Here is an 11,510-nt window from a genome sequence, read left to right as displayed (position 1 = left end):
GCGGTTTTGGCTTGTTCTGAAGGCTGTAGCATGAAAAGTAAAACCATACGCCGCTGGTCCTTTGTCCACACCTGGACCAGCCTGATCTGCACACTGTTCCTGCTGATGCTGGCAGTGACCGGTTTGCCGCTGATCTTTCACCATGAGATCGACCACCTGCTGGGCGATGCACCGCAGTTGCAGGAGATGCCGGCCAACACGCCAAAACTCGACCTGCAACAGCTGGTGCTCAAGGCCCAGGCTCACCGTCCGGGTGAGGTCATGCAGTACTTTGGCTGGGACGAGGATGACAGTAACGGTGTAATAGCGATCATGGCGGCCACCGCCGGTACCGAGCCGAATTCCTCGCATACTTTCATGCTCGATGCCCGCACCGGCGATGCCGTGGAAATGCCCTCGGCCAATGGCGGCTTTATGATGACCATGCTGCGCCTGCACGTGGATATGTTTGCCGGACTGCCCGGAAAACTGCTGCTGGCGTTCATGGGCTTGCTGTTTGTGGTGGCGATCATCTCCGGTGTGGTGCTCTACGCACCGTTCATGCGCCGCTTGGAGTTCGCCACCGTGCGTCATGAAAAATCGCGTCGCCTGCGCTGGCTCGACCTGCACAACCTGATCGGCATCGTCACCTTGACCTGGGCTTTGGTGGTTGGTGTTACCGGGGTGATCAGCGCCCTCTCGGACCTGGTCATCGCAGCGTGGCGCAACGACAGCTTGAGCGCCATGGTTGCGCCATACCGTGATGCGCCACCGCTCACCGAACTGGCGCCGGTCAGCCGCGTACTGGACATTGCCAGCGAAGCAGCACCAGCAATGGTGCCGGACTTTATCGCCTTCCCAGGCACGCGGTTTTCCAGCGAACATCATTACGCGGTGTTCATGAAAGGCGGTACGCACCTGACAGCACATCTGCTGACACCGGTACTGATCGACGCCTCGACGCTGGACGTCACGGCAATCGGCGATCGCCCCTGGTACATGGATGCAATGGGACTGTCACAGCCGCTGCACTTCGGTGACTACGGCGGACGACCGATGCAGATTCTCTGGGCTGTGCTGGATGTGCTAACCATCATTGTATTGGGCAGCGGCGTGTATCTCTGGCTGGTACGTCGCCGTGCCGCCAGGCCAGTAGTCGCAGCACAAGCGGGAACCGTGCAATGAAGCGCAAGTCTTCGGGTTTTGGCGCCGTTTTCGGCATGCCAACGCTGATTGCCCTACTTGGCTCGCTGGGGCTGTTCGCCGCTTTGTTGGGTGACGGCTGGTGGGATGCGCTGGCCTGGGTCGGTCTGGGCTTGCCAGCCTGGTACGGCTTGCGCGGTTTCTGGCCAGTCGCCAAGTAAGCTTCACCGGGCAGCCCCCGCCCACGGCACTCATGGGCTGTGGGAGGGGGCCTGTCCCGCGATGGCGCTACGTCAGTCAGCCAGATTCGGCAAACACTCATCCAGCCGCTTGTACAATGCGCTGCCACTTGGCCAGTTACGCAACAACCGCGCCCGATCACGGGCAAAGGCTGGGGCGAAGCTGAGTTGAGTGACGTGCTGGCACATGGCGTCCAGGTCAATCAGAGACCAATGATCGTTCTGCCAGAACAGGTTGTGTCCCTTCATGTCGCCGTGGCTGATGCGCTCATGAATCAGTTGCTTCAACAATGCCTGCAAGGCCTGGAGCTGCGCTTCAGGCACTTCGCCGCTGTCGACATACGGGGCGAAACATTCGATCAGGTCCGGCCCATCGGCGTACTCGGTCACCAGGTAGGCGCGGCTGCGCAAGCCCATCACCCGCTGTTCCAGCACCGCTAGTGGCCGTGGCGTGGCGATGCCGAGAAACTCCAGGCGATGCCCTTCGATCCATGAATGCCAGGCGCGGCTTGGACGCCAGAAACGCTTGAGCCAGTGTGCCGTGTTTTTGATGTTGTAGCGTTTGAGTACCAGTGGCCGACCGTTCACGTCGATACGCGCGACACTGGCGGCACCTCCGGTCTTGTACATATGGCCCTGGTCGATCAGCGTGTCGGCCTGCTCCAGCACTGGCAGCAGGGCCGCCACTTCGTCGCGGCGAATCGAGCGCAGGCCGGAAGGGCCACGCTCGACGCTGAACAACGTGCACTCACGCCCCGCCTTTTCTAGGTAATCCTTCAGGCGCCAGCTGCGCACCTTGTCGATCTGCTTCTGCAAGGCTTCCAATGGCAAGGCATGCTCGGCATTGGCTAGCAGGTAATGCACCAGCAGCTCTTCGATGAAAGGTTCCAGGCGCTTGGGTAATTGGGCGAAAAACACCCCAAGGTTTTGCAACACTTGTGGGCGCGACAATGGCTTGCCCGGCGTTTGCGCCTTGATTCCGGCACCGTCGATCAGGTACAGCTTGCCGCCTTGACGCAACAGGTTGTCCAGGTGCAGGTCTTCTTGCCACAGTCCTTTGGCGTGCATCCCAGCCACAGCAGCCAGGGCTTCGCCGAGCACCAATTGCTGCTCGTCCGCGAGCGGCGGCAGGGCTTCAACCGCTGCCCAGGCATCGGCCAAGCTCTGCGCACCTTCCAGAAACTCGAACAGCAACCAACCGCCTTCGCCCTCGCGCAGACCATCGGCCAGTAGCAACGGCGTAGTCAGGCCCTGGGCCGCTAGCAAGCGCACCCCTTCGAGTTCACGCTGAAAATGCCGAGAGGCACTGCTGCCTACTAACAACTTTGCCAGCACCGGCTTACCACGCCAGACACCGGCCCCTACATAACGCTGCCCTGGCAACACGCGCAGCAGCGTGAGCAACTGCAGATCAGCACTGCCTGCGGCATCGGCCAGGCCAATGCTCAGGGGAAGTTCCGGGTGACGCCCGGCATTGTTCAGTTCGGACAAACGCATCAGCGAGCCTCTTTCTCACGGCGACGGCGCACCAGGCGCTGCAGCCAGCTATCGACCAGCGGACTATCGGCCGGCTGGTCCAGGTAACTGGCCAGCAGCAGACGCACTTCAGCCTCGCTCCAGTTCGGCGCGCGGCGCAACAGTGGTTCAAGATCCTTGAGGCGGTCACGCATTCCCAGCAACAGCGGCCGGGTCTTTTCCAGATCGATCAGTTGCGCCAACCAGCCATCGCTGCGTTCACGCAGGAAAATATGTTTGGGATAGAAGCAGCCATGCACCTGACCGGCAGTGTGCAACGTCCGCGCCAGTTGCCCGCAGGCGCGCAGGATGCCCTGGCGCTGGCCGATGTCCAGCGTCGACCATAACCCCAGCAGACCATCCAGGTCGCTCCACTCATCCAGTGCACGGGTAAGCAGAATCGCCCGGCGCTCGCCTTCGATCTTGCGCTCACCGTAATAGACCGCCTGCAGGGCCGGAATCCCCAGCTTTTGGTAGCGGCAGATATTGCGGAACTCGCGGGCAAAGGTCGGCTCCCCAAAGGGCCGGTGCAAGGTGCGGGTCAGGTAGTCGCTCTGACGCTTGAGGTAGTAACCCTTACCCTCCAGCTCCAAACGGAAAACGCTACTCCAACCACCGCGACCGGTATTGGGCTCATCCACCGCGTCGAGCTGAAGCGCCCATAGCTGGTCAAAACCATTGAGGCCGTGGCGCTCAAGCAGTGCCAGCTCGGCCTTGGCCAGAAAATCAGTCATTCCCGTCCCTCGAAAAACGTCACCACATGCCGTACACGACGCTTGTCCGCCGCGTTCAGGCGCTCCCGCCCGCGATACTGCAGATAGAAGCGCAAACGCTGGGTGGCCGACAAATGATACTTGGCCACTTTGTCCAGGCACGCCAGGTCTTTGGTGATTCGATAACGCAGCATGAAGCCCCACCAGAAATCGCCCGTCGGGCAATCGATCAAGAACAGGCGAGCCTGGTCATCAACCAGCAGGTTGCGCCACTTCAGATCGTTATGGGTGAAGTGGTGATCATGCATCACCCGGGTGTGCCGGGCCAACTGGCGACTGACATGGTCAACCCAGCCGCGATCAGCCAGGCGTGGGTCCTTGCGCTCCGCCAACGCCGAAAGGTCTTCGGTGCGCGGCAACTCGCGGGTGATCATCGCGCCACGGGCAAAACTCAGGCCGCTGCGCTCCAGCCCCCAGGCCACCACCTCGGCAGTGGGAATATCCCACTTGGCGAACTGCTTGAGGTTCTGCCACTCAGCCTTGATGCGCGGGCGCCCAAGGTAACGGCGCAAGCCTTTGCCAGCACCGGTATAGCGCTTGACGTAGTAGTTGACCCCGTCGCGCTCGATGCGGATTACCTCACTGAGCGGATCGTGAGTCAGGCGCTCGCCCTGCAAGGCAAAAACCGCTTCGATACTGCCAAAGTCCGCCGCCAGTGCCTGATAACCAGGCGCCAGTGTCCAACTCGCCATCAGAGCGCGTCCCCGTATCGTTGTTTACGCTCGTAGAGCTTCTGGGCCTTGCCTTCCAGCCAGCGCAGCAGCGCGGCTTCCTCGGCAAGGATCTGGCGCAGCGGCTGCTGGAAGTAACCACGCAAGAAGCGCAGTTTGTCACGCCGGGTAAGACCGATATCCAGCGCCGAGAAATACAGCGCGGCCAGGTCCTTGTTGCGCCAGCGTCGGGAAATGGTGGCCCGAGTCTGCGCGCGGTGCAGATCGATCACCGACAACTTGAAATCATCGGCCGTCACTTCGCGGTCGGCGTGCAGCAAAAAGTGACAGATGTAGCAGTCACGATGATTGACCCCGGCCCGGTGCATCATTCCGGTCATGCGCGCCACTTCGGCGATCAGCGCATGTTTGAGGCGCGGCGCAGGCGGCTGCTTGACCCAGTCAATACTGAAGTCTTCCAGGCTGACGGTCGGCGCCAGTTCTTCGGTAACGATGAACGAGTGCTGTGCCGCCGGGTTGCTGCCACGTTCGCCATAGGCAACCGCGGTCATGGTAGGCACCCCGACCTCGTGCAAGCGCTGGACTGCCCGCCACTCCTGGCCGGCACCGAGCACCGGCAGTTTGGCGGTGAACAGATTCTTGAAGATCTCACCCCAGCCAATGCCACGGTGAATCTTGACGAAGTAGCCACGTCCCTCGACTTCGGTGCGCAAGGTGCGACGCCCTTCCAGCTCGCGGTACACCTGGCCTTGCAGGTTCTCCACGGCATCGAAGGCATCGCGCCCGGCCCAAAGGCGTTTGAACGGTTCGGCCAATATCAGTTTCATTTACGCTCCGTGGCCAGAATCACATCGGCGGCATGCTCGGGCATGCTGTAGAGGTCGGCACTGTCGGCGAACGCCAGCCCGTTACGCGCCCAGGTGGCACGGGCACTGTCATCTTCGAGCATCCGTTGCAGATACGCATTGGCCTGTTGCTGCTCGAACGGCTCATCCAGTACCAGGCCGCTATCGGCCTCGGCAATGTAATGGGCATATCCACACACAGCCGACACCAGCACCGGCAGGCCGGCAACCAGCGCTTCCAGCAACACCGTGCCGGTGTTTTCGTTGTAGGCCGGGTGAATCAACAGGTCAGCGCCAAGCAGGAAGCGCGGAATATCGCTGCGACCCTTGAGGAACTGAACCTGATCGGTCAAACCAAGGGCGGCGCTTTGCAGTTGGAACACCTTGGGATCATCCTGGCCGATTACCATCAGTCGGGTACGTTTACGCAACGCCGAAGGCAAGGACGCCAGCGCCTTGAGACTGCGGTCGACGCCCTTGGTCTTGAACCCCGAACCAATCTGCACCATCAGCAGTTGGTCATCCTTGAGGTCGAACTCACGGCGGAACTCAGCACGTATCTCGGCGGCATTGGCAGGGGCGCGACGGTCCTGGGAAATGCCCGGTGGCAGCAAGTGGAAGCGCTCCAATGGCGTGCCGTAATGCTTGATGAACAAGGGTTGCTGGACCTCCGAGATCATCAGGACCTCGGTCTTGGCGTCCTTGGCAAACACCGCCCGCTCATACTCGGCAAAGTGCCGGTAGCGGCCCCAACGCCGATACATCGAGTTGCGCAGGTTCTGCGCCTTGTCTTCGAAGCAACCGTCGGCAGCGTAGTAAACGTCCAGCCCCGGCATTTTGTTGAAGCCGATCAGGCGATCCACCGGACGCTTGGCAAGGTCTGCCTCCATCCAGGCGGTAAGCTTTTCGTTACGCCGATGGTTGAACAGTGCCTTCACGGGCGCAACCAGCACCTCAAAGCCTTCAGGCACCTCGCCTTCCCAGATCAGCGTGTAGACGCGGATCTGATGGCCTCGGCGCTGGCATTCCAACGCGATACGCATAAAGTCGCGCTGCAGGCCGCCGAAGGGGAAATATTTGTACAGCACAAAAGCCAGTTGCATTAACGAACATCCTCAGCCAGCAGCAACGCGCGCAATTGGCTCGCCACACGCTCGGGATTCAGGCGAGTGAAGCACAGCGGCCACTCGCGTTTGAGATCGAACCGGCGCTGATCTTCAGCGCTCGGTTTGTAAGTGCATTTTTTCTGCAGGCACGGTGCGCAGGAAAAATCGCTGCCCAGGTGCACCTGCGACTTGCCATAGGCACCGGTCAGGCCGGGGTTGGTCGGGCCGAACAGGGACAGCGTCGGCACATCGAGCGCCGCTGCCAGGTGGCCAAGGCCGGTGTCTACCGCCACACACGCTTTGGCAGCTGCCAACACGCGGGCGACACCCACCAGGTTCAATTTGGGCAGTACCTGACAGTTGTTCAAGCCTTTGGCGATTCGCTCGGCGCGAGCTTGCTCTGCCGCGTTGCCCCATGGCAAGCGCACCTCAAGACCTTGTTGGCCCATACGCTCGGCCAGTTGCCGCCAATAGGCCTCGGGCCAATGTTTGGTCGCCCAGGTAGTACCGTGCAGGAACACCACGAACGGCGCAGCCGGGGGTAACTGCAGGCGATCGAGATCCAGCCCATAATCGCCAAGGCCCGCAGGCAAATCGTAACCGAGGGCCAGGGCAAACAGCTGGCGCACACGCTCTACCGCATGCTGCCCCCGCTGTACCGAAAAGCGCCGGTCATAGAAGCGGCTGGACAGCCCTTCACGGGCCGAATAGCGGTCCAGACCGGCCACCGGTGCCTTCACGTAACGGGTTAGCCAGGCAGACTTGACCAAGCCCTGGGCATCGATCACCAGGTCATACTTGGTCTCGCGCAGGCGCTGCTTGAACTGGCGCCACTCGCCATTCTTGAAGGTCTGCCAGAGATTCTTGCGCCAACGGCGGATCGCCACCGGAATAACCTTGTCCACTGCCGGATGCCAGCTGGGGATCTCGGCAAAACCTTCCTCGACCACCCAATCGAAGCGAATACCGGGAATCGCCCGGGCCGCATCGGTCAGCGCCGGCAGCGCATGAATCACGTCCCCCAAAGAAGAGGTCTTGATTAGCAATACCCGCACTTAGTCGACCTCGGCCATGACATCGATCAGGCTCGGACCATTGAGGCGCGCCAAGGCAGCCTCCACCGCCTCGGGTTCGAGCTGACGCAAGCAATTGTAGTGGCCGAAACGGCAGGTACGGTCAAAGCACGGGCTGCATTCCAGCCCCAGGCGCACCACTTCGACCTGATCGGCCAACGGTGGGGTAAAGCCCGGCGAGGTAGAGCCATAGACCGCAACAAGCGGGCGGTTCAGCGCGGCCGCGACATGCATGAGGCCGGAGTCGTTAGATACCACGGCATCGCTGCACGAGAGCAGGTCAATGGCCTCGGCCAGTGACGTTTCGCCGCTGAGATTGCTTGCCTCTTCACGCAGGCCGGGAATCAGCCGATCGCGAATCGACTCGCCCACGGCAAAGTCATTCTTCGAACCGAACAGCCAGACCTGCCAACCCTCACGAATCCTGGCCTCGGCAACTTTGGCGTAATGCTCCGAAGGCCAGCGCTTGGCCTCGCCAAACTCGGCACCCGGACACAGCGCCAACACTGGGCGATCCAGGCTCAGGCCAAACTTGGCGAGCGCGGCATCACGACTGGCGGCCTCGATCTGCAGGCTCGGACGCGGGTACGGCTTGGGCAGCTCGGTACCCGGTGGATACGCCAGCGCCATGAAGCGCTCGATCATCAGCGGATAACGCGCCTTGTCCAGCTTGCGCACATCGTTGAGCAGGCCAAAACGCATTTCGCCGCGCCAGCCGGTACGCTTGGGAATACCCGCAAAAAACGGTACCAGCGCCGACTTCATCGAGTTAGGCAGCAAAATTGCCTGGTCGTACTGACCGGCCAGGGACTTGCCAATGCGCCGCCGCGTCGCCAGTTCCAGCGCGCCGTGGCCGAGCGGAAAGCTCAAGGCCTGGCGAACTTCAGGCATGCGTTCGAGGATCGGCCGGCTCCACTCGGGGGCCAGCACGTCGATCACACACGCCGGATGTTGCTGCTTCAGGCAATGGAACAGGGTTTGCGCCATTACCATGTCGCCCACCCAGCTGGGGCCAATGATCAAAATTCTCATGCTTTATCCAGAAACGATCAGGGAGGCTGCAGCCTGTCCGCGAACAGCCTGGCCTCCCCTCTTTATATTCAGGCTATATATGGACCAGTGTACGCCACTCGGGCTGTAGTGTGGTCGTGGCAGGCTTCCTGCCGCCTGGTTCGCCTGGTTCAACAGCTTATGTCAGTCCCAGCTCACCCCAGATCCGTCGCACTTCGCGGCGTTCCTGAACAAACTGGGTGGCATCGATCACCCCGGCCTGCTTTTGCAGCGCCTGTCGATGAGCAGCGGAGCGAAACGCCTTGTACACCTCACGCAGCAGCACCGCATCACTTGCGGGCATCAGCCCGACTTCTTCAAGGCCTTCGAGAATGCGGATGTTGTCGGTGTAGCGCAGCAGCTCCGGGTGCTCGTGAGACCAGGCCAAAGCGGCGTATTGCACCATAAATTCGATATCGACGATACCACCGGCATCCTGCTTGATATCGAAGGGCACACCGGCCTCGAAAGCATTGGCGCCGGTACCAGCAGCGCTGACCTTGGTCCCGAGGTTGTCTCGCATCTTGGCCCGCATCTCGCTGACTTCGGCCTGTAGCTTGGCCAAGTCACGCGCCTGGCCGAGAACCTGTGCGCGCACGGCTTCGAAGGCCGCCCCCACTTGCGGACAACCCACCAGCACCCGCGCCCGCACCAGGGCCTGATGCTCCCAGGTCCAGGCCTCGTTTTGCTGATAGCGCTCAAAGGCGCCCAGCGAACTGACCAACAAACCCGATGCGCCGGAAGGACGCAAACGCATGTCTACATCATAGAGCTGCCCAGAGTTGGTCTGGGTGGTCAGCAGGTGAATGATGCGCTGACCCAGGCGGGTGAAGAACTGCGCGCTGTCGATGGGCTTGGCGCCATCGGTTTCAGCCTGCGGATCACCGTCATGAATGAATACCAGATCAAGGTCCGAACCATGACCAAGCTCGATACCACCGACTTTGCCGTAGCCAATAATGATGAAGCCCGGGTCACACAAGCTGCCATCACTGCGCTTGGGCTGACCATGACGCGCCACGGTCTGGCGCCAGGCCAAGGCCAGAACCTGGTTGAGAATGGCTTCGGCCAGCCAGGTGAGGTAATCACTGACTTTCATCAGCGCCAGATTGCCGGCGATCTCGGAAGCAGCAACCCGCAGGCTATGGGCCAGTTTGAAGTGACGCAGTGCTTCCATCTGCTGCTCAAGATCGTCTTCCGGAATTCGCGTCAGGCGCTCACGCAATTCCGCTGCCAACTCTGGGGCCAGCGGCGGGCTGAACAAACGGCCTTCGTTGAGCAGTTCATCAAGCAGCAACGGGAAGCGGGTGATCTGCTCGGCGATCCATGGGCTGGCGGCGCACAGGGTCAGCAAGCGGCGCAACGCTCCAGGGTTCTCGGTCAACAACACCAGATAGGCCGAACGCCGAGCTACCGCCTCGACCAGCGGCAATACCCGCTCCAGCACCAGGTCTGGATCGGCATGTTCAACCGCCTGGGCCAGCAAGCGCGGAATGAAGGCATCGAGGCGCTCACGCCCCAGCCGCTGCATGGCGCGCAATTGTGGACTGGAACGCAGCCCGGCAAGCTGCTTGAGCGCCTTGCCGGGATCAGCAAAGCCGGCGTCCTGAAGTTGACGGCAAGCGGCCTCTTCATTCTGAGCCTCTTCCCACAACGGCAGCCACTCACCGCCAACAATCACTTCACCTTCTTCGCTTTCATCTTCATCGGGATCGGCAATGACTTGCCGGAAGTGCCAGTCGATCCGCCCGCGCCAATGCATCAGTTGCTCATGAAAACTCGCCCAGTCAGCAAAACCGAGCATGAAGGCGATGCGCGCACGGTCCAGTTCATCGTCAGGCAGCATTTGTGTCTGGCGGTCGGCAATCGCCTGGATCGCGTGCTCGGTGTAACGCAGAAACTCGTAACCCTCGCGCAATTCGGCAACCACCGCAGGCGGCAGGTAGCCCTGGCCCTCAAGGGTCGCCAGAACCTTGAGCAGCGGGCGCTGCTGCAGACTCAGGTCTCGTCCACCGTGTATCAACTGGAAAGCCTGGGCAATGAACTCGACTTCGCGAATACCACCGGCCCCCAGCTTTATATTGTCGGCCATGCCTTTGCGCCGCACTTCCTGCTGGATGAGCTGCTTCATGGTGCGCAGGGCTTCGATGGCCGAGAAGTCCAAGTAACGCCGATAAACGAACGGGCGCAGCATATCCAGCAACTGCGCACCGGCAACCTGGTCACCTGCGACCACCCGCGCCTTGATCATTGCGTAGCGTTCCCAGTCGCGCCCTTGATCCTGGTAATACTGCTCCAGCGCATTAAAGCTGAGCACCAGGGCGCCAGCCGAACCATAAGGACGCAAGCGCATGTCGACCCGGAACACAAAGCCGTCGACGGTAATAGGGTCCAGGGCCTTGATCAGGCGCTGCCCCAAGCGAGTGAAGAACTCCTGGTTGTCCAGCGAACGCTTCACCCCTTCCGTTTCGCCACCTTCGGGAAAGGCGAAAATCAGGTCGATATCCGATGACAGGTTCAACTCGACCGCACCGAGCTTGCCCATGCCCAGCACCACCATATGCTGTGGCAATCCGCTGCGATGGCCCATGGGGGTGCCAAACTGCTGGCAATGACGTGGGTACAACCACTGATAAGCCTGATCGATGCAAGCATCGGCCAGGTCAGAGAGGTCGCGGCACGACTGCACCAGGTCAGCCTGGCGGTTCAGGTCACGCCAGATAATCCGTACCTGCTGGCGGCTACGTTGGCGGCGCAGATTGCGCGCCAGTTCATCTTCGCTCTCGGCAGCCTGCGTAGCACCTGCGATTTGCGCACACAGCTCTCCTGGCGCAAAGCTGCGATCCAGTTCACCGCTGCTGACCAGATCGAGGAGCATGGCCGGGTCGCGCAGCACCTGTTCGAGAACAAAATCGCTGGCAGCGGTTACTCGAGTGAACTGATCCCAACGTTCGTCGGTCCAGTCATCCACAGACAATGAAGGCGTCTGCGCAACGGCTGCGCGCAAGGATTGCGCGTTGCGACTGATCAACGGTTCAAGGGTGGTTGGCACTTCGACCAGCAGTGGCAGGCTCATGGTCTATCCTTGATCGGCGAGTAAAGTTTGCCAGCGAGTG

Annotated in this window: 10 protein-coding genes; 2 read left to right on the top strand and 8 right to left on the bottom strand. The window is 61.0% G+C overall.

Annotated features, from left to right (window positions below; genetic code table 11):
• The first annotated feature begins 30 nt into the window (after positions 1–30).
• On the top strand, positions 31–1,164 hold the full coding sequence (locus tag H8F21_RS07965; RefSeq protein ID WP_203584193.1) for a PepSY-associated TM helix domain-containing protein: 1,134 nt from the start codon (positions 31–33) through the stop codon (positions 1,162–1,164).
• Positions 1,161–1,343, top strand: a complete 183-nt coding sequence (locus H8F21_RS07960) for a hypothetical protein (protein ID WP_203479900.1) — start codon at positions 1,161–1,163, stop codon at positions 1,341–1,343. Before H8F21_RS07965 ends, H8F21_RS07960 begins: the two co-directional genes overlap by 4 nt.
• A 72-nt stretch (positions 1,344–1,415) precedes the next feature.
• Here the strand turns inward: H8F21_RS07960 and H8F21_RS07955 are convergent, their stop codons facing one another.
• The 8 genes from H8F21_RS07955 to glnE form a co-directional block, all read right to left on the bottom strand.
• Positions 1,416–2,858 (bottom strand): lipopolysaccharide kinase InaA family protein, encoded by a 1,443-nt coding sequence (locus H8F21_RS07955; RefSeq protein ID WP_203584192.1) that lies wholly within the window; start codon positions 2,856–2,858, stop codon positions 1,416–1,418.
• Positions 2,858–3,610 carry a lipopolysaccharide kinase InaA family protein gene (locus tag H8F21_RS07950; RefSeq protein ID WP_203584191.1) on the bottom strand — a complete coding sequence of 251 codons (753 nt, stop codon included), beginning with the start codon at positions 3,608–3,610 and terminating at the stop codon, positions 2,858–2,860. Before H8F21_RS07950 ends, H8F21_RS07955 begins: the two co-directional genes overlap by 1 nt.
• Positions 3,607–4,341: a lipopolysaccharide kinase InaA family protein gene (locus H8F21_RS07945; RefSeq protein WP_203584190.1), complete on the bottom strand. Its 735-nt coding sequence runs from the start codon at positions 4,339–4,341 to the stop codon at positions 3,607–3,609. Before H8F21_RS07945 ends, H8F21_RS07950 begins: the two co-directional genes overlap by 4 nt.
• Positions 4,341–5,147 carry a lipopolysaccharide core heptose(I) kinase RfaP gene (gene rfaP / locus H8F21_RS07940; RefSeq protein WP_203584189.1) on the bottom strand — a complete coding sequence of 269 codons (807 nt, stop codon included), beginning with the start codon at positions 5,145–5,147 and terminating at the stop codon, positions 4,341–4,343. The genes H8F21_RS07945 and rfaP overlap by 1 nt, the downstream gene beginning before the upstream one ends.
• On the bottom strand, positions 5,144–6,268 hold the full coding sequence (locus H8F21_RS07935) for a glycosyltransferase family 4 protein (RefSeq protein ID WP_136474153.1): 1,125 nt from the start codon (positions 6,266–6,268) through the stop codon (positions 5,144–5,146). The genes rfaP and H8F21_RS07935 overlap by 4 nt, the downstream gene beginning before the upstream one ends.
• Positions 6,268–7,326 (bottom strand): lipopolysaccharide heptosyltransferase I, encoded by a 1,059-nt coding sequence (waaC, locus tag H8F21_RS07930; protein WP_203479905.1) that lies wholly within the window; start codon positions 7,324–7,326, stop codon positions 6,268–6,270. The genes H8F21_RS07935 and waaC overlap by 1 nt, the downstream gene beginning before the upstream one ends.
• Positions 7,327–8,376 carry a lipopolysaccharide heptosyltransferase II gene (waaF, locus tag H8F21_RS07925; RefSeq protein WP_203479906.1) on the bottom strand — a complete coding sequence of 350 codons (1,050 nt, stop codon included), beginning with the start codon at positions 8,374–8,376 and terminating at the stop codon, positions 7,327–7,329.
• 157 nt (positions 8,377–8,533) lie between these two features.
• Positions 8,534–11,470: a bifunctional [glutamate--ammonia ligase]-adenylyl-L-tyrosine phosphorylase/[glutamate--ammonia-ligase] adenylyltransferase gene (glnE, locus tag H8F21_RS07920; protein WP_203479907.1), complete on the bottom strand. Its 2,937-nt coding sequence runs from the start codon at positions 11,468–11,470 to the stop codon at positions 8,534–8,536.
• Between the last annotated feature and the right edge of the window lie 40 nt (positions 11,471–11,510).

Origin of the sequence: Pseudomonas arcuscaelestis, from assembly GCF_016881005.1 — a bacterium.
GTDB classification, from domain to species: Bacteria; Pseudomonadota; Gammaproteobacteria; order Pseudomonadales; family Pseudomonadaceae; genus Aquipseudomonas; species Aquipseudomonas arcuscaelestis.
This window is presented reverse-complemented; position numbering and strand designations above follow the sequence as displayed.